This window comes from Micromonospora sp. WMMD1076, assembly GCF_029581475.1.
Taxonomy (GTDB): domain Bacteria; phylum Actinomycetota; class Actinomycetes; order Mycobacteriales; family Micromonosporaceae; genus Micromonospora; species Micromonospora aurantiaca.
Genome location: NZ_CP120862.1, coordinates 3,300,191 through 3,321,716, shown reverse-complemented (window position 1 = coordinate 3,321,716; position 21,526 = coordinate 3,300,191). Strand labels below are relative to the sequence as shown.

The following is a 21,526-nucleotide window of genomic DNA, read 5'->3' as shown; positions in this document are numbered from 1 at the left end:
CACGGCGTCGGGCCGCCCAGCGGGCGGCCCGACGTTTCGCGTGCCCGCCCACCGCCGCCCCGCGCGCCCCGGCGCCGTTCGTGCCGCGACCGCCCCGCTACGGGAAGGGATGCGGCACGAGGCGCAGATCGGCGTCGGTGAGTTCGGCGTCGGCGAGGCCGGCGGCCGCAGGCGCCGTCCGTAGCCGCGGCAGGTGTGGTGCGCGCTGCCGGATCCAGCCGAAGTCGATCGGTAGCAAGCCGGGCACGATCATGCAGGCCGAGCGGAGGCCGAGCGTCTCCTGCTCGGGCGTGGTCTGGTCGACCATGACCGCCTCAAGTCCCCGCGCGCGCAGCAGATCGAGCACACGGTGCAGGTCGTCGCGCAGGTCCCGGGTGCCAGGGGGCCGGTAGCTGGCGAACAGCTGCCCGATGGGGGCCGTGTCACCGCCGTGGAGGTAGGTCTCGGCGTGCACCGCCATTCGTGGCAGGCCGAAGAGCGCCGAGTGGTCCGGCAGCCGACGGACAAGGGTGTAGTCGTCGGCCATCAGCTCCAGCTCGGGCCGACGTCGACGCACCGTGCCGGGCTGATGAGGGATGTAGGTGAGCGCCTCGGCGAGCGCCGCGGCCACCGCCTGCTGCGGGTCGAGGTGCGCCGCGGCGGCGAACGACAGCAGGCCCGGGCCGCCATCGTGGCGGACGGCGAGGCTGGTGACCACGGGTACGTCGAGGTCGATGCGGTTGTCGAAGGCGTAGAGGCGGTAGCCCTGCAGCTCGGCGCGGTCGGCCATCGCCCGTACTGCCGGCGGGCAGGTGTCGAGGTCGATGCGGGGCAGTGTGAGGTTGCCGTACCAGGCGAGCAGGAACGCGTCGCGCTCTATCAGCTCCAGCAGCCCGAACAGGGCGGCCTCCTCGATGCAGCTGCCGGTGGCGCAGCCGCTGGAGGAGGAGAGCAGGAAGGTGTCCCCCGCGGCCGGCGAGCTGTAGAAGCAGAGCCGGCGGGGCACCAGTACGGGCCGGCCCGTGTGCAGGTTGCGCCCCCACACCCAGGGGATCGGCCGCTGCGGGTCGAATCGGCGCAGGATCGGGTCGGTGTCGTACACCGCGTCGGGGTAGCTGCCACAGGCCTCCGGATGTAGCGCCGCCGCGGTGAGGTCGGTGTACGCGGCGATGACCGGAGTGACGTTGCGCCGCCGGTGGGTGCCCGCGTACCGCTCCAGCCCTTCCAGGTAGGCCAGCGACCGGCTCGCGTCGTAGCCGCCGGCCTGGCCGCTCCAGGAGACGTCGAGCAGCCCGCCGTAGCCGCGGATGAAGACGCTGCCGGTCACCGGTGCGGTCGTCGGCGAGGTGACGGTGAGTTGGGTGCCCACGCCCAGCGCGCCGCAGACCGGGTTCACCAGCGCGGCCTCCGGCAGCGGATAACTGCTCGAGGCGCGCAGCCGGTAGGTGTCGGGGTGCGGCTTGAGTCGGGGCTCGTGCGCGAGCATCGGACTGTCCGGGGTGTCGGGCTGCGGGATGGCGCAGGAGGGGCAGCGGGGCTCGGCCAGCAGGGGGAAGCTGCGGACGCGCAGGCTGGTGAGGTCGAGCTGGCTGACTCGGGGCAGCGGGGTGCTGTGCCGGTCCCAGCTGTCCGGCGGCGGCAGCGGCGGGCCGGCGTGGATGGCGCGGTGCAGATCCCAGACGGCGTCGAGCTGGTAGGCGGTCAGCTGCGGCCACGGGCCGACTGCTGTCATCTGCGCGCCGACTTCCAGGGCGTCGCGCTCGCTGCGGGTGCGTAGCCGCTGCCAGCGGATGGCCAGGCAGTGGCCGCAGGCCCCGCCCGCCGCGCCTGCGTACGGGCCGATCAGCACGGCGGTGGCGCTGAGGTGCACGGTGGCGTCGCGACGGTGCGGCTGTGCTGCGGCGGGTGCCGCGAGCGCGTCGATGTCTCCCAGTGTCACCACCCGCGGTTCGCCGCCGGCAGGGTGTGCCGTCCACCGGCGGTGCAGATGCTCCCGGAGCCGGTCCGCGGCGGCGGCGAGCGGGACGGGTCGCGCCGCCGCCGCGGTGGTGGTCATGAGTCGTTGCTCCATCGGAACGTGCGCACCCCGACGAGCGCGAACACGGCGGCGAACGCGACCAGCGCGGCGCAGGAGAGCAGGTAGTCGGTCATGGTGCCGAAGCCGGTGAAGGCGTAGGCCATGCCGTCGTTGACGTAACGCAGCGGCAGCGCCCGGGAGATCCCCTGCAGCCAGCCCGGCATGAGTTCGAGGGGGTAGAACGACCCGGAGAGGAAGGCCATCGGCACCACGATGCAGTTGGCGATCGCGGCGACGGCCTCTGCCGTGTTCGCCCGGGAGCCGACGATCAGGCCGAGGGCGAGGAACGCCGTCACCGCGAGCAGCATGGTCGGGATGGCCAGTGGCCACGTCGGGTCCGGGCGCATGCCGAAGACCGGCAGCATGGCGACGCCGACGAAGAGCAGGCTCTGCGCCACGCCGATACCGAGAGCGACGACGTAGCGGGAGCCGATCACCGACCAGAGGCTGGTCGGTGAGAGCCGGATGATGCGCAGCAGGTCGTCGTTGCGCCACTGCATGAGGGTGAACGACACCCCGAAGAGGGCGGCGCTGGCCAGGCCCCAGGACAGCACGCCCGGGGCGATGTAGTCGACGTAGCCGCGGCCGGTGTCGCCGACCTGCTGGTTGCGGAAGATCAGCCCGAAGATGACGAGGAAGACCAGCGGGAAGGCGAAGGTGAAGAACAGCGTCGTGGCGTCCCGGACGGTGGCCTTGTAGGTGGCTCGGGACAGTGCGGCGTATGCGCTCATGCCTGCGGCGCTCCGATCAGCTCCAGGTAGACCTCTTCGAGGGTGGCGGGCCGGGTTTCCACATCGTCCAGATCGGCCTCGGCGCCGAGGGCGGCGAGCACCCGCGCGGTGTGCGAGGTGCGCAGCACGAGCGTGTCGTCTTCGACGTGAACGCCGTCGACGCCGTCGAGGTTGCCGGCCTGCTCGGGGCTGAGCCGGCCGGTGGGGACGACCAGGCGGGTGCCGATGCCGGAGCGGGCGATCAGCTCGCGGGGGCTGTCGAGGGCGAGGACCCGCCCGGCGGAGAGGATCGCGACCCGGTCGCAGAGTCCCTGCGCCTCGTCGAGGTGGTGGGTGGTGTAGACGATGGTCTTGCCGATCGTCTTGAGCTTGCGCAGCATCTGGCCGAGGTCACGGCGGGCCTGCGGGTCCAGTGCGGCGGTGGGCTCGTCCAGGAAGATCACCTGGGGGTCGTGCACGAGCGCCGAGGCGATGGCGAGGCGCTGGCGCTGGCCGCCGGAGACGTTGGTGACCCGGACGTCGCCGGAATCGGTGAGCCCGACCAGCTGCAGAGCCCGTTCGGCGGCGGTCGCGGGCAGGCCGTAGAGGGCGGCGACCGTCACCAGGTGCTCGCGGGCGGTCAGCCGGGTGAAGAACGCCGAACGCTGGGTCTGCACACCGATCAGAGGCAGCAGGTCGAGGTTGCGCGGGGCCGGGGACCGGCCCAGCACGGTGACGCTGCCGGTGTCGGGGACACGAAGGCCCTCGATCATCTCGATGAGCGTGGTCTTGCCCGCCCCGTTGGGTCCGAGCAGACCGAAGAACTCGCCGCGGCCGATCGAGATCGAGATCTCGTCGACCGCTCTCACCTCGCCATACGACTTGCTCACGGCGTCCAGCACGATCGCTGGACCGTCGGTGGGTGACATCGGTTCGCCTTTCACTGGTTGTTCCGGTGCAGTGGTTGCGGTGGGGTCCGGTCCGCGGGACGGTGCCGGTGTGGCCGGGCCAGCCAGCCGGCGATCGTCAGGCCGACGATCGCGGCGGGCGGGACGTAGGAGAGCGTGCCGAGGGCGGGACGCAGCAGCGCGCCGCCGACGCCGATCACGACGGCGGCGACGGCCGCGAACGCGATCAGCCACCAGCCGGCGAACAGTCCGAGCTGGACTGCGGTCCGCCGCGGGTAGCGTGGGCCGGGCCGGCGCACCAGCCGCCGCGGGAGCGTCGTGAGGTAGCGGCGGCTCTCCGGGGCCAGGTTCAGCAGGCCCAGCAGGTGGCTGACGATCTTGTAGCCGTCCAGCGGTGGCAGCGGGACGAGGTTGACCAACGTCTGGGCGGCTCCGACCAGCACGTACGCGCTGAAGAGCCGGTCGGCGAAGGCGCCCGGCAGCGCCGCGAGGGCCACACCGACGACCAGCAGGACCAGTCCGTTCGCCACCGCGCCGGCCACGGCGATCATCACTTGCTGGGATCGACGCGGAAGGTAGAGGTAGTCCTCGATCTCGCAGGTCAGGGTGATCAGGTTGATCCGGTTGACGGTGGCGCCGACGTGGACGGCCACGAGCGCGTGGGCGAACTCGTGCAGTGCCGCGCCGAACCAGGCCAGTAGCGTCAGCGCGAGCAGGGCGACCGGGTCGGTGAAGGCCGGGCGGGCAGCCTGCCAGAGCGGGCCCAGCCGCAGCCCGACCACCGCCAGCAGGGCGGCGACGAGCACGGCGAGCAGCGCGAAGACCGCTGGGCGCAGCAGCCACCGCAGCCGGTGCGCCCACCAGCCCAGCACACCGAGTGGTGCCGGGCCGCCCGGCGCGCTGTCGCTGTCGTCGCCGACGGTGCCGACGGGTCGGGTGGACAGCAGGTCGCGCTCGTGTAGCAGCCACAGCAGCCGGGTCCAGTGCTCGTCGCCGAGGCGGCGACCGTACTCGGCGGCGTACTCGGCGCCGACGTCGGCCAGGGACCGGGCGCCGTCGAGGCGGCGCAGCAGGAACTGCTCCTTCGGCGAGATCTCGAACGCCCGAGCGCTGCGCCGGTCCTTGATCAGGTAGACCGTGTCGGGGCCGCGCCGCAGGGGCCGCGAGAAGATCAGGTCCGCGCGCAGCCGGGGCCGCTTGGCCAGCAGGCCGGAGCCGCTCACGCCGGCACCGCCGGGTCGCGCAGCACCCGGGCGAGCAGGTAGGACAGGTACGCCTCGTCGCGGATGGTGGCGTGCAGCCGGTTGTTGGTCATGTGCAGGTACGGCGAGAGCAGCGACGCGAGCGCCTCCCCCGGGTCGTCGACGACCCGGTCGTCGCCGCTCCACGCGCTGATGACCAGCTCACCGGAGCGGGCCAGTGCGAGCACCTTCTCGCGGAGCTGGACGGCGTGCTCGGCCCAGCCGCGCAGGAACCCGGGCAGACGCTCGGTTTCGCCCCGCGCGACGAGGGTGAGGATTTGCCGCACCCGCCGGCCCAGCTCCCCGGCGACGCTGTCGTACATCCGGGTGTACTCGTCGACGCCGATGAGGCTGGTGCCCGCGAAGGCGTGGTGCCAGAAGTGGTGGTACCGGTCGAGGAACGCGATCAGTTCCTCCCGGTCGGGCAGAAACGTGCCGGCGAGCACCGTCATCAGCTGCGCGGCGGTGCCCAGCAGTACCGGGCGCAGGTGCAGGTTCATCGACGAGATGGCCCGCAGCACCGTGTCGCTGGAGTGCTGGAAGTGCCACTCGGCGATCTCGATGCCCGCCGGGCCGCCGTACTTGCCGTACTCCGGCTCGTAGGGGCGGTAGCTGTAGGAGTTGTTGGGTGCCAGCAGCATCTGCCCGTTGGCGTCGATCAGCTGCGCCGGTCGCCCGTCGGGGAACTCCAGCGCGAAGAGGATGTCGTAGAGCTCCCGCAGGTAGCCGGTGCCCATCGCGTACAGCGCCGGGCGGGTGGTGAGGAACCGGCTCACCGCCGCCTCGGCGCGCTGGCGCACCGCCGGCTCGTCGGCCGGTGTGCGCGGTCGCAGCCGCAGCCGCACATGGGGCCCCTCCAGCCAGTAGTTGATGAAGAAGTGACCGGCGAGCAGGTTCTCCTCGGTCAGTTCCCGGATCAGCGGCGCCACGCATTCGACCAGGAGTGGCTGCGGGTTGGCCGCGTAGAAGACGTGCAGCGCGAGCCACTGCCCGCAGGGGTCGGCGACGTGCTCGGCGGCGGTCGGTGCGGCGGCGGACGTGGTCATGGGGTTTCCCTCTCGTCGGTGCGGAAGGTCTCCACGGCCAGCTCGCTGACGTGTCCGCCGTGCTCGCCGTGGGCGGCCAACTCGTCGGCGGCGGGCAGCAGCTCGCGCAGGACGACCCGGTCGTGCGGCCCGTTGAGGCCGGCCCGCAGCGCCTGCATCGACAGTGGGCTGCCGAAGTCGACGTACTGCGGTTTCGGGTTGCTCACCCGTTGCGCCGGGTCGGCCGGGTAGACGGTGGCGAAGACCTGTTCGGGCACGCCGTGTCGAGCGCGCCACCGGCGCCAGTCGAGAAACGCCGCCGCGTCGGCGCCGGGATCGCCCGCGTCGGGCAGGTCGCGTACCCGCACCGACCAGCTGCGGCGGCTGAGCACGACGTTGCCGGCGCGCAGCCGGGGCCGGGTGGTGACCCCGTCGGCGGCGGCCGCGGCGGGCACCCCGCGCCACACGTCGAGGCGCACCATCGACGCGGGCGAGAGCAGCAGCAGCGTACGCGGGATCTGCGGCAGTGCCATGGGCACCAGGTAGCCCAGGTAGACGGGGACGACCTCCCGGTCGAGCCGGGTGGAGCGCAGCACGATCCGGTCGGTCTTCGGGTCGTGCACCAGGTAGAGGTCGTCGAGGGTGAGTTGCCGTTCGGGCGGGACGCTGCTGGTTTCGGCAGGGCAGACGATCACGTAGTCGGTGAGCCGGTCGTGCAGATTCAGGTTGGTGGTGGCCGCGCCTCCGGTGAGCTCGGCGAAGACCACGCCCGGCGGGGTGATCTCGGCCGTCTGGGCGCGCAGCCGTTCGGCGAGGGTCGGGGTGTCGGCGTCGAAGCAGTGGGTGAACCGGCTGAACGGGAAGCAGCTCCCGCCGAAGGACTGGTTGAGCACCAGCAGCGGGTCGGTCTCCCGCAGCGCCAGCTGCACGAAGTGTCCCTGCGGGTGGACGCCGCCGTTGGTCTGCCCGAGCAGCGCGCCGACCTCGTCGAGCAGGTCGGCCGGCAGTGCCAGTTGCGCGCACCGCGGGTCGGCGTCCGCGAGCGCGGCCAGCCGTGCGGCGAACAGTTGCCGCGCCTGGTCGAGCGCGGTCATCTCGGGCCGGCCCAGCCAGTTCTCTTCCGGGGTGTAGCTGCCGTCGTCGGCGAACGGGCGCCGGCCCGCGGTGTAGGAGGAGTACTGGTCGTAGAGGTCGTCGTGGAAGTCCTCCACCAGCCGCAGCAGGTCGTCGCAGCGGCCGCCGACGCCGAAGCGGGCCAGGAAGAAGCCGTGGAACATGATCCGGTGCGGCAGGTTCTGGTCGAAGGCGGGCAGCACGCGTTCGACGGCGGCGAGGTCCACGCCGACCAGCCGCCGCCAGGGTTCGGCGGCGACGGCGACCGGATCACCGGCGACCCGGCTGTCCTCGTAGAGCAGCGTCTGCGGCAGGGTCGGATCCTGCTCCCCCAGCGACCGCATGCTCGTGCGCAGCGCTGACCGCAGCCGGTGCAGCAGCGCGCGGCGCTGCGCGAGGTCGCCGTGACCGAAGGCGTCGACCAGCTCGGTGATCTCGTCAAGCTGGCCGGCGAGCTGGGCGGCCCACGGCCGGTCGAGCTGGGCCAGGGTGGCGGCCAGGGCCCGTATCGGGTCGGCGACGTGCACGTCGGTGTCGAGGCCGACCAGCCGCAGCATGCCCAGCCGCAGCAGCGTCGACAGGTACGCCTCGCCGTCGTCCCGCTCGGCCCCCATGCCGGCGCAGAGTCGGTCCACCAGGTCGGCGCAGCGCATCGTGGCGCGCTCCTGGAGCAGGGCTGTTACCTCGTCCAGGACGCCGCTGCGGCGCAGGAAGAACAGCCCGTCGCGGACCGAGTCGAAGCTGACCGCGGCGCTGTCGTCACCGGTGGTGACCCAGTGGCGTACGTAGCGGATCCGCTCGGCGTCGCGACGCCACCCCGGGCTCAGCGCCACCGGCAGGTCGCCGCGCCGGCGCGGGTCGGCGCTGATCAGGTCGGCGAGCCGGGCGACCAGGACGACGTTGAGCCGGACATACCGCTGCCACTGCTCGCCGACGGCGATCTGAAGCCCCGATGCGCCCTCGGTGAAGCGGCCCAGGGCCACCGCGGTGAAGGTGCTGAACGGGCTGGTCTTGCATGCGGTTCGGTACAGGTAGGACAGCAGCGAGCGCTCGACGCGGCGGGTGCGTTTGTTGGCCGGGGCATCCAGCTGTGGCGGGGCCGCGGCGGCGAGCTGCTCGTCGAGGGTCGGTGAGGCCAGCTGCAGCCCGCCGCGCAGGCGCGGTTCGTCGGCCAGCCGCCACAGGTGTGCGCGGGCTCGGGTGGCGTCGGCGGCGAAGATCGCGCCGCCCTCGTCGTGGCGCCGTGCGAGCTGCGCCCGCCGCTGCAGCCAGCGCCGCACTGCGGGCAGCGCCTGCGGTCGAGTCTGCTCGACGGCGGCCAGCGCCGGCTCGGGCGCGGCGGGCAGGACGTTGCCGAAGATCTGCCGGCGCAGCGTCAGCAGCCTCCGCCGGGCCGCGGTGTCGTCGTTGTCGTTGACCAGTTCGTGAAGCAAGTGGCTGAGCTGCTCGCCGTCGGCGGCGAGCTGCTGCTCCAGGGCGAGCACGTCGTCGGCCCAGGCGCACACAGTGGGGCAGCGCAGCGGGTCGACGGTCGACAGGGGCAGGCCGGCGACGCGGGCGGTGAAGTAGGCGCCGGTGCGCCAGCCGGCGGGCGCCGCGGCGCGCGGCGGGCTCTGCGACAGCACGGCCGGGTTCACCGCAGCTCGTAACGGTAGTCGCCGGGCTGCCCGCGCTCGTCACCGGCGAGCATGATGAGCAGCGGGAACTCGCCGCTGTCGGTCAGCCTCAGCTCCTCCAGGTAGGAGACGCTGTCGAAGCCCAGCGCGACTCCCGCACCGAGGCCCAGCGCGGCGGCGGCGGTGTAGAAGCTCTGGGCGATCGCGCCGACGGTGGCGTTGACGAGGTTGTAGCCGCGCTCGCCGGTGGCGTCCAGCACGGCGTGGGTCCGCACCGTCGGGACGAGCACCACCGCGGCCTGCTCGAGGTTGTAGTTGGCCAGGAAGTAGTTGCGTTGCAGAAACGCCCCCGGTGGCCCGTCGGTGACGGCGACCAGGCTGTGCTCCTGCGGGTCGTAGGCGTAGCCCCCGGCGGGTACGTCGGCGACGTGGTTGATGAAGGCGTAGATCCGGGCCAGCGGCCGGTCGGCGGGGCCGTCGATCTCCGACGGCACGGTGCTGGCCGCGGCGGCCTGCAGCAGCGCGGCCAGCTGCGGGGCTGCCATCGGCCGGCGGTGCAGGAACCGCCCGAAGCTGCTGCGGCGGGCGGTGAGGGCGGCCTCGACGGGCAGCGGCATCGGCGCGGCGGCGGGCAGCGGCAGGCGGGGCCCGCCCGGCGCCGGGTGGGCCGCGGCGGACGCCAGCGAGCCGGTGGCGGGCCGGTCGAGCGCGGCGGCGGTGCTGCGGTTGATCCTGTGCAGGGTGTCGAAGCGGAGCAGGGTCCGGGAGCGTTCCTGGTCGTGGTGGCGCACCCGGACCGTCGCCGGCCGCCGGGTGGGCTGCGGCGGGTCGGCGGCGGGTGACGGGCCGTCGGGTGCGGCCCAGGTCAGCGGGACGACGGCGAACAGCGCCTCGTCGTCGGGAGCGAGGCCGAGCAGGTCGCCGAGGGCGGCCTGGTCGAACCAGAGCACCGGGCGGATCTGACGGCCCTGGGCGCCGGCCCACAGCCGCCAGGTCTGCAGCAGCGTTCCCACGTCCATCGTCACGGCGTGGTAGGAGAAGTTGTTGTACTTGAACGCGTTCTGCCAGTACTTCACCCCGATGATCAGGAACTGGCGGGCGGGGCGGGGCGGGTCGACCGCCGCGTTGACCCGGGCGCTGACGTCGCCGGTGAGCAGCCGCTGCATCGCGTGCCGGGCGTGGGCGTAGTAGTAGACGCCCGGGGTGACCCCGGCGCCGGGGCCGGCGATCCAGTAGACGCTGCACGGGTAGAGGCCGCCGCCGGAGGCGGTCGCGCGGTGCCAGTTGGCGTGGGCGTAGGACGGCAGCGCGGCCAGGTCGGTGTTGGCCTGGATGCCGAGCCGCCGTCCGAGCAGCCCGTATGAGTGGTGCAGCAGGCCGGCCAGCAGCGGCAGCGTGAAGGGCTCGTCGGCGTCGCCCGGGCCGCGCAGCGCGGTGTCCAGGTCGACGCCGCTGGCCGGCGGGGCGGGCAGCGCGAACGTGCTCGCCTGCGGGTAGTACTTGCCGCGGCGGGGTGCGTCGCCCCAGTCGGGGGTGAAGTCGGCCGGGGGCATCGGCTCACGGCCGCGGCGCAGGATCGCGGTCGCGTACGCGTGGGCGAAGCCGGGATTGTCAGGCGTCATGGCATGCACCTCACGGGAACGGGTGGGGAACGAAGTGGATCTCGTCGTCGCGCAGGTCGCGGTCCAGCAGCCCGGCGGTGCGAAACGCGGTCCGCAGCCGCCGCGCGTGCGGGGCGCGCTGGCGCAGCCAGCCGAAGTCGATCGGCAGGAGCCCGGGCACCACGACGCTCGCCGTCGCCAGGCCCAGGTCACGCTGTTCGGGCGTGCTCTGGTCCACGGCGATCACGTCGAAGCCCTGCGCGGTGACCGTCTTCAGGCAGCGTTCGAGGTCGTCGCGCAGGTCGTCGGTGACCGGCGGGGCGGGACGGTCACGCTCGTAGAGCGCGGCCATCGACGCCGGCCGGGGCCCGCGCTGCAGCAGGAACGCGGCGTGGTGCGCCATCTCCGGCAGGCCGTAGAGCAGGGGATGGTCGTGCAGGCCCTGCACCTGGGCGAAGTCGGTCACCATGCGGCGCAGCCGCGGCTCGTCGGCGCCGGCACGGATCCGGACCATGACCGAGTCGGTGGCGATCTCGCACAGCGCCGCGGTGATCGCGGCCTGCGGGTCGAGGCTCGCCCCGCCGCCGAAGGCCAGGGTGCCGAGGCCGCCGTCCGCGCGCACGGCCACCGCCGTCACCACCGGGATGTCGAAGGTCATCCGGGTGTCGAAGAACCGGGCCTGGTAGCCGTACATCGCGAGCCGGTCGATCATCATGCGGGTCTGCGGCCGGTCGATGCTCTCCGGGTCGATCTCCGGCAGCGGCCGGGCGCCGTACCAGGCCAGCAGGAACGCGTCGCGTTCGATCGCCTCCATCAGGCCGTGGTAGACCGCCTCCACCAGCGACGCTCCGGAGGCGCAGCCGTTCGACGTCTCCTGCACGAAGCGCTCCTCGACGCTCGCCGCGTGGTAGTAGACGAGGATCTCCGGCACCAGCACCGCACGCAGGTCGCGCAGCGACCAGCCCCAGACCCAGGTGATCGCCCGGTCCGGGTCGAACCGGTGAAGGTACGGGTTGGCCTGGTAGAACGCGTCGGTGTAGAGCCCGCACTCGCGCGGGTCCAGGGCGTCGGCGCCCAGCTCCCGCAGCGTGGCGGTGACCGCGGTGCGCTTGCCGCGCGGGCGCAGGCCGGCGGCGCGCTCCAAGCCCTCCAGCACCGCGATGCGGGCGCTGCGCCGGTAGCCGTCGGCGTGCCCGCCGTAGAGCGTCTCCCGCAGGTAGCGGCCGCTGCGCAGGGTGAACGAGCCGATCGCCGGGGAGGTGGACAGCGAGGTGACGTCCTGCCACAGGGTGGCGCCGAGCGCGCCGCAGACCGGGTTGGCGAACGCCTCGACCTCCAGTGGATAGTCGTCCAGGTCCCGGCTGCGGAAGGCGCCCGGCGCCACCTTCGGGGTGGCGGCGAGCGCGATCGTGGCCAGCTCCGGCGCGTCGGCGACGCTGCCTCCGCAGCTCGGGCAATCCGGGTCGGGCAGCAGCGGAGCCCGGTGCACCCGCAGGGTGCACACGTCGACCTGCAGCACGGTGTCGGTGCGCTGCCCGGTGGTGCCGGGGCGCCCGGGCCCGTCCGGTGCGGCGCGGTGCGCCTCGATCAGGGCGTGCAGGAAGTCCGCGACGAACGGGGTCGCGTACGGCCAGGGGCCTGCCGCGACGGTGTCGCCGCCCAGCTCCACCGCGTCGCGCAGGTCGCGGTGGCGCACCGCCTGCCAGCGGCGCGCCAGGCAGGTGGGGCAGGCCGCCGCGGGCGGTAGCGGCCCGATCAGCGCCAGCTGCCCGTAGAGCAGCACCCGGGTTGCGCGTGCCGGTCGGGCGGGTGCGCTCAGCTCGTCGCGCACCCCCAGCGCGAGCACCTCGACGTCGCAGCCGCGCTCGGCGAGCAGCCGGGCCAGTCCGGCGCAGACCAGGTCCTCGGCCGTGGACCCGCCGCCGCTCACCGGTCGTCTCCAGCGGCCAGCAGCACCTTCACCACGACCAGCCCACCGGCGGCCAGGTCCGCGCCGCCGACCGGCGCCACCAGTACGTCGTATCCGTGTTCCCGCAGCCGGTGAAGCACGTCGGCCCAGCGGTGGACCACACCGGCGGCGGCGTCCGCCTCGCCGTGCACCGCCACCGTGCCGGCGTCGAAGTCGACCAGCAGGGGGTCACCGGTGTCCGGCACCGCGTCGGGGTCCTGGGCGCGCAGCTGCGCCTGGCCCAGCAGGTCGCGCAGCGCGGCCACCGCCGCCACCGTCCACGCCGGGTCGGCGGCCACCGCGTACGACCACTGGCCCCGCGCCGGGTCGAAGGAGCGCGCCAGCAGCGCGGTCACCCCGGTGTCGGGCTGCCCGCCGAGGTCGAGCAGCTCCACGCCGACCCCGAGGTTCGCCGCCGACTTGATGAGGAAGAGCATCTCGGGGTCGGTGCCGGTGGTGTCGAGGCGGATCCGTCGGACGGTGGTCGTGCCCGCGACGACCTGCCGCAGTGCGTGTCCGGCGAGTGCCGAGGCGAGCCCGCAGCGCACCGCCTCGGCGAGGTCGGCGCCCGCTCCCCCGCCGGCGCTGGTCGGCTCCGCGCTGCGGGCGTGGTTGGCCGGCCCGAACGGCTCCAGCACCGCCGCCGGTACTGCCGCCGCCGCGCCGGTGAGCAGTGACCGGGCGCCGGCCCAGGCGCCGGCGGTGGTGTCGCCCCAGCCCGAGGCGAGGCCGAGCCGGGCGGCGGCGACGCGCGGCAGATCGCCGGTGGCGGGCTCGGTGACGGCGGTGTGGCCGGTGCCGGCGACGGCCGCCACCCGCAGTGCCCGCAGCCGGGCCGCCGCGACGTGGTGTACGTCGAACGCGCTCACGGTGCGGCGCCGGCCGCTGCCGTCGGTGAACTCCACCGCGCCGATCTTGATCGGCGTCTGGTCCCAGCGCTCGTCGTCGTAGCGGCGGAACATCCCGAGGTGCGGCTGCAGCAGCGGCTGGTGGGTGGCCAGTTGCGCGACTGTGGCCTGCGCCTGCGCGGACTGGTCGGCCGCCTCGTCCGCGGCGACGGGTGCCACGTCCAGCTCGACGGCGGTCCAGGCCGCCTCCACCGGCTGCGGACGGCAGAAGGCACACCGCGGGTGGACAAGCAGCCGCTCGGTCAGCACGTCCAGCGAGGCGAGGTGCTGCACGATCACACTGCCGTCGGTCTCCGCCGGCAGCGCCTCGGTGGTCAGCCGGAACACCTCGTACGCCAGCAGGTTCCCGACCATCGCCGCGAGTGGCCCATCCGGCTGAGCGGCCGCCGGCGCGGCACCGGACGGCAACGCCGCGGCCCGCCACACCTGCCCGGCGGCGCCAGTGTCGTCGTTGTCGCCGAGCCGCAGCATCGCGCAGCACCAGCAACCGGTGCGGCCCGGGCCCTGCACCGGGCCGACCAGCATCCGCGCACCGGCGACCCACGCCGGCAGCAGCAGCCGACCGGCGGGGATGCCCGCCGTGAGCAGCCGCAGGGTGTCGCGGGGCGCGTCGTCGCCGGCGGCCACCACGACGATGTCCGCCCCGGCCAGCTCGGGCCAGCCGACCTCGCCGCCGGCGGGCACCACCTCGACGGTCGCGGCGCAGCCGGCCGCGTCCAGCTCGGCCAACTCCGGCGCCAACGCCGGCTCCACCGCCGGCTCGACGCTCACCGTGGCGGCGCCGTTGCGCAGCAGGCCGGTGGCGCACGCGACAGCGACCGGGCCGTCGCCGAGCACCGCGACCCGAGTGGACCGGAAGGTGGCGAAGCGCTGCGGCGCGCGGTCGGCGTAGTGCTCGACGTAGGCGATCTGGGTGGCGAAGTGGGCGGCCACCGCGGGACCGAGGATCGCCGCCGGATCACCCTCACTCTCGGGGATGTCCCGGGCGAAACCCCGTTCATAGAGCGCGCTCACCAGCTCGCCGATCATGGTGCGCTGCGCGGCGGGCAGCGGCGCGCAGATGTCGGCGACCCGGTGGTGCCCGTTCAGGTGCGGGACGAGCACCGACGCCAACCGGTACGCCGTAGCGGAGGTGAGCCGGAAACCGCTGGTGGCGTTGTGGAACAGCACTCCGTCCTCGGTGCGGGTGAACAGCACGTCGTGGCGCATCCGCGGCCGGGTCTGCGCCACCGTCTCGTAGGCAGTGCTCATCACAGGGATCCCTTCGCTCGATACGGGTGTGGTGGCGGGTCGGACCGGTCGGCGACGGCGTGGGCGTGGCGCCGCAGCAGCCCCCGGATCCAGTAGTGATCCACGGCCTCCTCGACCAGGCTGTGGTCGACCAGCGCGTCGAGCAGGTCGCGGGCCGCGGACGCCTGCACGTCCAGCAGCTGCGCCGCCCGCTCCACTGTGATCGGTGCGGGCGCCGCAGTGGCCAGGCGCACGAACGCCGCCGTCAGCGCCTCGCCGGTACGCGACAACGTCTCGTCGAAGCGGAAGCCGATCGACATGTCCGGCTCGCCGGGCAGGCTCAACCGGCCCAGCGGGTCCGCGCCCAGCCACTGCACCGCCTGCGCGAGGCTCATCCGGGCGCGTAACAGGATCCGCGTGGCGGCGATGCGCAGCGCCAACGGCAGGTGATCACACAGCGCCGCGAGTGCTGTGGCGGCCTGCGGGTCGGCGTCGACCTGTTCGGGCCCGAGCGTGGCGGCGAGCATCCGCAGCGAGTCGGCGGGGTCCAGCGGCTCGACCCGGTGCAGCCAGCCGCCGAGCCGCGCGACCGGACCGGAGAGGCTCTGCCGGCTGGTCAGCAGCAGCGCGTCGCCGGGCGCCACCAGGGCGGGCAGTTCCCGCGCCTGGCGGGCGTCGACGACGCCGTCGAGCACCAGCAGCCGCCGGGCGCCGACGTCCCGGCCGAACGCGGCGTGCAGTTGCTGCTCGACGTGCTCCAGCGGCGACGCCTCCCCGCTGCTCACCTCGACGCGCACCTGCCCGCCGGGGAAGTCGTCGGCCACGAGTTGGGCGACGTGCCGCGCCAGCGCGGTCTTGCCCACTCCGGGCGGGCCGCTGAGGGCCACGATCGGGCAGCCCGCGCGCAGCCGCTCGGCGATGGTGCCGCCCAGCGCGTCCCGGCCGACGAAGCCGGGCGTGAGCGGATGCCGGGTCGGTGTAGCGGCGGGTGGGGACACCGGGCCGGCCGGGGTGGGTGCCTCGCCGCGCAGGATGGTCAGCTCCAGCCCGCGCAGCACCGGGCCGGGGGCGACACCGAGTTCGCTGGCGAGGTGCTCCCGGATGCGGCGCAGCTCGGCCAACGCGTCGGCCTGCCGGCCGGTGCGGTAGAGCACTGAGGCGAGCTGCGTCGAGAAACGCTCGTTCGCCGGGTAGGCACGCGTCGCCGTCCAGAGGTCCACCTGCACGGACCGATCCCGGCCCAGGCCGATCTTCAGGTCGCAGACCCGCTCGATCACCCGGACCCGCTCCTCACTGATCCGGGGCACCGTGTCACGGTGCAGCGCCTCCGACGGCACGTTGGCCAGCATCGGGTCGCTCCACAGCGCGAGCGCCTCCTCCAGCAGGGCCAGCTCGGCCTCCGGATCCGGCTCGTCGCGGCTGCGGAGGATCAGATCACGGAAGAGCATCAGGTCGACCGTCTCGGCGGTGGCGGTGATCCGGTAGCCTCCCGGCACGGTCTTGATCACGCTGCCGGTGATGCCGTACCGACTGAACAGCTGCCGCAGGCGCAGCGCGCAGGTCTGCAGCGCGGCCTTGGCCGAGCCGGGTCGCTCGTCGCCCCAGATCGCCTGCTGCAGCGCACCGACCGACACCACCTCGTCGGGGTGCAACAGCAGTGCCGCGAGCAGCGAAGTCACCTTGGACGGCGGCAGGACCAGCGCGTCCGCGCCGCTGGTGAGGGTCAGCGGGCCGAGTACCCGAAAGGCCGCCGGCCGCAGCGCCCGATCGCTGTCCGGTGGGCTCACCGCGACATGTTCCATCGCGACCATTCCTCCCGGGCGGGCGCTAGGTCACTGTCCAGCCGCGCAGTGCCGGCACGCTGCGGATCGCACGCTGGCAGACCCGCTGCACGATGTAGTCGGAGATCGCCTGCTCCGAGGCGATGGTGAAGACCGCGACCTCCACCTGTCCGGCGAAGGCGCGGGCACGGATGTGCCGGATACCGTCGGCCGCGGCGGCGTTGAGCCACAGCAGGTCCGTCAGTTCGCCGGCGGACAGGTCGTAGTCACCGCGCGGCGGCCGCAGCGCGATCCGGGTGAGCAGCACGGCGAGCCTCCGCTGGACCGGGCCGGCCGGGTCTGCGCGCGTGCCCCGATGAGCCGAGCCCCGCACGACGGTCGGCCACCGTCACGAATCGGACCTGTGACGCATTCGTGGCAGTGGTCGCGAATGCGTCGACTGCGCACGTCCGCCCGATGTACATCAGGCACCTCCCGCGTCTGCCGCTCGCCTGGTTGCGGCGCCGGGACAAGCGTGCGGTGCGCGCCTCGCGCGCGTCACCACTTCGGGCGTTGCCGGAACCGGCCACGGCCGGTTCCGGCACGCCGAGGTGTCACCAGAAATCAAAGAATGCCGATTTTGTGGCCCGCGGATCCACTTGTCGCATTGATATGCATGCCTGCGCGTGTTCACCGGTTCGACCCCGGGCGGCCAAGCTCCCGCCGGAGAACGGACACAGTTTCGAGACCTTGCGGAGGACCTCCCGTCAACTAATGTGATCACGCGGTAGACACGAGGGAGGAGACCTTGCTCGAACGGCTGGGTGTGTCGGCAGCTGCCGAAGCCGTCTACTGGGCGATGTTGGACCACCCGACGTGGGACGTAGGCGAGCTCGCCACGAACCTCGACATCCCAGAGACCGTCGTCCACGACGCCCTCTCCGCACTGGCCGACCGCGCCCTCATCACACCCTCAACCAGCCGACCGGGCGTCCTGCGCGCAGTGAGCCCGCAGATCGGCCTACTCGCCCTACTCGACCAAGCCGAGCAGCAGATGATCGCCCAGCAGGCGAAACTCCAAGCAGCACGCGCCTCCGTGCTCGCCCGCGCCGCCAGCCACGACACCCACCGCGAGCGCGAGGAGATCGTCCGGCTCGAAGGCGTCGACGCGGTACGTGACCGCCTCGCCGAACATGCCCGCACCGCCCGCGAGAGCTTCATGACCCTCACCACCGGCCGCGCGATGCCGGCGCAGGCCATCGAGACCGGCAAGAAACTGACCCGGATCGCCCTGTCCCGAGGAGTGACGATCCGGCACATCTACCAGGAACGCATCCTGCACGACGGCGCCTCCCGCGCGTACGCCGAACTGATGGCCGAGCAAGGCGAACAGAGCCGGGTGATGCCCGAGGCGCCGCTGCGGATGACCCTGGTCGACCGGCAGTTCGCGCTCATCCCGATCGAGCCCCGCTCCGGCCGCGGCGCACTGGAGATCCGCGGCAACCACCTTGTCTCCGCGCTGTGCCTGCTCTTCGACATACTCTGGGAGCGGAGCACACCGTTCCCACGGCCATCCACCACCGACGAGAACGGGCTGACCGACCAGGCCGTCGCCATCCTGCGGCTCCTCCGCCAAGGCCGCACCGACGAAGCAATCGGCCGCCAACTAGGACTCTCCGAACGCACCGTACGCCGCATCGTGCGCGACCTCATGCAGCGCCTCGATGCCGAGAGCCGCTTCCAGGCCGGGGTGGAGGCAGCGCTGCGCCGCTGGATCTGATTCCCGCAAACCCCTCCCGGGCCTGCCGCAGCTCGGGAATGTGCGCACCTCCTAGCCGCAGTTCGTGCCCTTCTTGGACTACGACCACGAGGTCCGCAAGATCCTCTTCCCGACCGAGCAGGCGCGATCTCCGCTACGTCTCTGCTGGACGACGAAGTAGAGCACCTTCATCGGCAGTATCACCGGCCGGGTCCGGGTGCCGCCTTTGGACGGCCTCGAACTCGAACGGCCAAGGGCCGTGTCCACATACGAGAGCATGGACAAGGGTTCTTTCCCTTCGGCAAGGTCTAGTAGCAAGGATGTGAGGGTAGCCATCAAAGCGCCCGAACGATGTATCGCAGACAACAGCAGACCACTCCTCTGGCGCTTTCCGTCCGCTCGCTTGCCAGCACAGAAGGCAGTCGGCCCGCACCGTGCCCCACATGCACAACTCGCCATCCAATGTGCCAGATCGGAATGGAAAGCCCCCGCGTCAACGCTCACCCATCCATAGCCCAGTGGTGGTCGTTCACGTACTGAATACGGTCAGTGAACCCTGACCACCTGCATGGATGATGAACGGTCAGGGCGCCCGACGCTTGACCTGCAGACCGATCACCCACGACGCAAGCCTTTACCGCATAGCGCACAGGATTACTGCCGCCAAATAGCGGCGACGCCCGACAGCGCACAAGGATCGCTCAGCCAACGACCGGCGCACCGAGATGAGGGGCACTCACTTCTGTCTGGGGCCGGACGATGTCCAGTATCGGAAGGAACGGATTGACCACTGTCGTCATACGGTGACTGCACCCAGGGCTTCGTCACCCGTTAAGGAGTCAGTCACATGTCACAGCAGAATCGGCCCGGCCGGCGGATCTTCTCCGTCGCGCTGGCCGCCGGGCTCGCCGTCGGCGGCGCGTTTGCCACCGGCGCATATGCCCAGAGCGTGCAAGGCGACGGCGGCGGACCGGCTGCCGCCGCCACCCCGAGCGGCTTTCTCACCTCCGCCGATCCGATTACCGGCAGTTATCTGGTGATGCTCAAGGGGCAGCCGGCTCTGAGCGCCGGTGCCGCCGTCCAGGCGGACGTCCGCGCGGACGTCAGCGACACCGCGACGGATCTGACCGCGCGGTACGGCGGCCTGATCGGCTCGATCTACTCCGCGGCGCTGCGCGGCTTCGCCTTTGCCGGTACGGAGCCGCAGGCACGCGCGCTCGCCGCCGACCCGAAGGTGCAGTTCGTGCAGGAGAACGGACGCGTCAGGGTCGCCGAGACCCAGACCAACCCGCCGTCGTGGGGCCTGGACCGCATCGACCAGCGCAACCTGCCGCTCGACCGGGCCTACACCTATCCGACGACGGCGACGAACGTGCACGTCTACGTGCTGGACACCGGCATCCGGGCCTCTCACCAGGGATTCGGCGGGCGGGCGGACGCGGCGTTCGACAACATCGGCGACGGTCGCAACGGCGTCGACTGTCATGGCCACGGCACCCACGTCGCCGGCACGATCGCAGCCTCCAGCTTCGGTGTGGCCAAGGGCGCGCAGATCCATGCCCTGCGGGTGTTGAACTGCTCCGGCAGCGGTGACGACAACAAGATCGCCGAGGCGATGGACTGGGTTACCGCGAACGCGAAGAAACCCGCGGTGGCGAACATGAGCCTTGGCGCCCAAGGCAGCCACGCCGGGATGGAAGCGGCGCTGCGCAATGCCACTGCGGCGGGGATCACCTTCGTGGTCGCAGGTGGCAACAACAGCGAGAGCGCATGCAACTTCACCCCGGCGCGGGAGCCCGCCGCGGTCACGGTCGGTGCCACCGACCAAAACGACGGCCGGGCAAGCTACTCGAACTACGGCAGTTGCCTCGACATCTTCGCGCCGGGCTCATCGATCGTCTCGGCCAGCCACAGCAGCGACACGGGCTCGGCGACGATGAGCGGTACGTCGATGGCCTCCCCGCACGTGGCAGGAGCGGCTGCGCTGTACCTGTCGACCAACACCAACGCCACCCCGCAGCAGGTCCGCGACCACCTGGTCCGGCAGGGCACCACCGGCAAGGTGACCAACCCGGGCAGCGGTTCGCCGAACGTCCTGCTCTACGTCGGTGGCGACAGCGGCCCGACCCCGACTGCCTCGCCCACCCCGACGACCTCACCGACCACCTCGCCGAGCCCCACGACCCCGCCCACCACCCCGCCGACCGGTGACGTGAAGGTCACCCTCACCCCCGCCGCGGGTTCGGTGCCACAGGGCCACATCGCCACCGCCACAATCTCCGCTGCCGGCGGCAGCGGCAACCTCACGATCGCGGCAAGCGGGCTGCCCCCGGGCACCCAGCTGATGCTCAACCCCACCGTCATCAGGCAGGGCGGCTCCACCACGGCATTCCTCATCACCGGCTTCGGCACACCGGTGGGGACGTACCAGGTGACGTTCCGCGCGACCTCGTCTGACGGCAAGGTCGGCAGCGCCGCCTACACGCTGACGGTCCGGCCGTTCGGCTCCTGATGCACCCGCTACGAGCGCACCCCCACCGCCGGCAGGCGGTGGGGGCGCCCCTTCGCCCCGACGCGGCCGGACGGCATCCTCGGTCCATGGACACCGATCCTTCGACTCCGTCGGTGAGAGCGACCAACGAATGCCGGCCTGTGCCAGACCGCGCAGGACCGGGCCCCGACGGAGGACACCTGCTCGCGGCGGTCGGCTTCGACCAGACGCACAGCGAGCTGTACCTCCGCCTGTTGGAGCGGCCGGACGCCGCCGTCAACGACCTCGCCGGGCTACTGGACCTTCCCACCGCTCGGGTCCGCCGCGTACTTCGTGAGCTGCTCGATGCCGGTCTGGTGAGCCGGCTCGTCGGCACCCGCGGGCGGTATGTAGCCGCCCCACCGGAGCACGCTATCGGTGCGCTGGTCGCCCGGCGCAACCGGGAACTGGAGGAACTGCGCAGCCAGAGCAGACACCTGGCGTCGAGGCTATCCACAGTGACACCCGGCCGGGCCGGCGAGATGATCCAACTTGTCGAGGGCGCGGACGCGGTCGGCCAGCACCTGGCCCGCATGCAGCAAGCCGCCGAGGACGAGGTGTTGATCGTCGACTGCCCGCCGTACCTGCACGGTCGGCCGATGGACAACGACCCCGAACTGCAGGCGTTGCGACGAGGCGCACGTTACCGGGCCATCTATGACACCGATATGTTCACCGACTCCAACCACCTCGATCACATGCTCCGCTACGTCGCCCAGGGCGAACAGGCGCGCGGACTGCCCAGGGTACGGATGAAGATGCTGATCGCCGACCGGCGGATGGCGATGGTACCGCTGAGTTTCCGCGCTGAGGAGTCGGCGACCCGCATCCTCGTACACCCGTCACCTCTACTCGACGCGCTTGTCCTCAGCTTCGAGACGTTGTGGCAGGAGGCAAGCCCACTGGCCGGCTCGTCGGCTCGAGCCGACGAACTGCCCGAGGTCGACCGCCAGCTGCTGTCGATGCTCGCCGCAGGACACAAGGACCGGGCCATTGCCCGAGCGATGGGCGTGACCGAACGTACCGTCGGCCGCCGGATCCACGATCTGATGCGCGTCCTGCGGGCCGAGACCCGGTTCCAAGCCGGCCTTCAGGCCGCTCGTCACGGCATCCTGTAACCG

The 21,526-nt window shown here is 72.4% G+C and carries 14 protein-coding genes; 3 read left to right on the top strand and 11 right to left on the bottom strand.

Features of this window, described 5'->3' with window-relative positions:
* Positions 1-97 precede the first annotated feature (97 nt).
* From O7622_RS15985 to O7622_RS15935, 11 genes are read right to left on the bottom strand one after another with little or no spacing between them, the layout of a single operon-like run.
* Positions 98-2,035: a TOMM precursor leader peptide-binding protein gene (locus tag O7622_RS15985; protein WP_282308966.1), complete on the bottom strand. Its 1,938-nt coding sequence runs from the start codon at positions 2,033-2,035 to the stop codon at positions 98-100.
* Positions 2,032-2,787, bottom strand: a complete 756-nt coding sequence (locus O7622_RS15980) for an ABC transporter permease (RefSeq protein WP_282308965.1) — start codon at positions 2,785-2,787, stop codon at positions 2,032-2,034. The genes O7622_RS15985 and O7622_RS15980 overlap by 4 nt, the downstream gene beginning before the upstream one ends.
* Positions 2,784-3,710: an ABC transporter ATP-binding protein gene (locus O7622_RS15975; RefSeq protein WP_282308963.1), complete on the bottom strand. Its 927-nt coding sequence runs from the start codon at positions 3,708-3,710 to the stop codon at positions 2,784-2,786. The genes O7622_RS15980 and O7622_RS15975 overlap by 4 nt, the downstream gene beginning before the upstream one ends.
* A complete protein-coding gene (locus O7622_RS15970; RefSeq protein WP_282308962.1) occupies positions 3,707-4,897 on the bottom strand; it encodes a M50 family metallopeptidase in 1,191 nt (396 codons plus the stop codon). The genes O7622_RS15975 and O7622_RS15970 overlap by 4 nt, the downstream gene beginning before the upstream one ends.
* The gene (locus O7622_RS15965) at positions 4,894-5,961 is read right to left on the bottom strand and encodes a lantibiotic dehydratase C-terminal domain-containing protein (protein ID WP_282308961.1); all 1,068 of its coding nucleotides are present in this window, start codon (positions 5,959-5,961) and stop codon (positions 4,894-4,896) included. The genes O7622_RS15970 and O7622_RS15965 overlap by 4 nt, the downstream gene beginning before the upstream one ends.
* Entirely contained in the window at positions 5,958-8,690 is a 2,733-nt protein-coding gene (locus O7622_RS15960) for a lantibiotic dehydratase (protein ID WP_282308960.1), read from the bottom strand. Before O7622_RS15960 ends, O7622_RS15965 begins: the two co-directional genes overlap by 4 nt.
* On the bottom strand, positions 8,687-10,291 hold the full coding sequence (locus tag O7622_RS15955; protein WP_282308959.1) for a nitroreductase family protein: 1,605 nt from the start codon (positions 10,289-10,291) through the stop codon (positions 8,687-8,689). Before O7622_RS15955 ends, O7622_RS15960 begins: the two co-directional genes overlap by 4 nt.
* Before the next feature lie 10 nt (positions 10,292-10,301).
* A complete protein-coding gene (locus O7622_RS15950) occupies positions 10,302-12,200 on the bottom strand; it encodes a TOMM precursor leader peptide-binding protein (RefSeq protein ID WP_282308958.1) in 1,899 nt (632 codons plus the stop codon).
* Positions 12,197-14,377 (bottom strand): TOMM precursor leader peptide-binding protein, encoded by a 2,181-nt coding sequence (locus O7622_RS15945; protein ID WP_282308957.1) that lies wholly within the window; start codon positions 14,375-14,377, stop codon positions 12,197-12,199. The genes O7622_RS15950 and O7622_RS15945 overlap by 4 nt, the downstream gene beginning before the upstream one ends.
* Positions 14,377-16,158: a BTAD domain-containing putative transcriptional regulator gene (locus O7622_RS15940; RefSeq protein ID WP_282308956.1), complete on the bottom strand. Its 1,782-nt coding sequence runs from the start codon at positions 16,156-16,158 to the stop codon at positions 14,377-14,379. Before O7622_RS15940 ends, O7622_RS15945 begins: the two co-directional genes overlap by 1 nt.
* A gap of 25 nt (positions 16,159-16,183) precedes the next feature.
* A complete protein-coding gene (locus tag O7622_RS15935) occupies positions 16,184-16,444 on the bottom strand; it encodes a hypothetical protein (RefSeq protein ID WP_282308955.1) in 261 nt (86 codons plus the stop codon).
* Between the two features lie 480 nt (positions 16,445-16,924).
* On the opposite strand from O7622_RS15935, the gene O7622_RS15930 reads away from it, so the two are divergent.
* The 3 genes from O7622_RS15930 (at position 16,925) to O7622_RS15920 (ending at position 21,523) form a co-directional block, all read left to right on the top strand.
* Positions 16,925-17,896 carry a LuxR family transcriptional regulator gene (locus O7622_RS15930; protein ID WP_282308954.1) on the top strand — a complete coding sequence of 324 codons (972 nt, stop codon included), beginning with the start codon at positions 16,925-16,927 and terminating at the stop codon, positions 17,894-17,896.
* A 928-nt stretch (positions 17,897-18,824) separates the two neighbouring features.
* Positions 18,825-20,387 (top strand): S8 family peptidase, encoded by a 1,563-nt coding sequence (locus tag O7622_RS15925; RefSeq protein WP_282308953.1) that lies wholly within the window; start codon positions 18,825-18,827, stop codon positions 20,385-20,387.
* Between the two features lie 86 nt (positions 20,388-20,473).
* On the top strand, positions 20,474-21,523 hold the full coding sequence (locus O7622_RS15920) for a helix-turn-helix domain-containing protein (protein WP_282308952.1): 1,050 nt from the start codon (positions 20,474-20,476) through the stop codon (positions 21,521-21,523).
* The last annotated feature ends 3 nt before the right edge of the window (positions 21,524-21,526 follow it).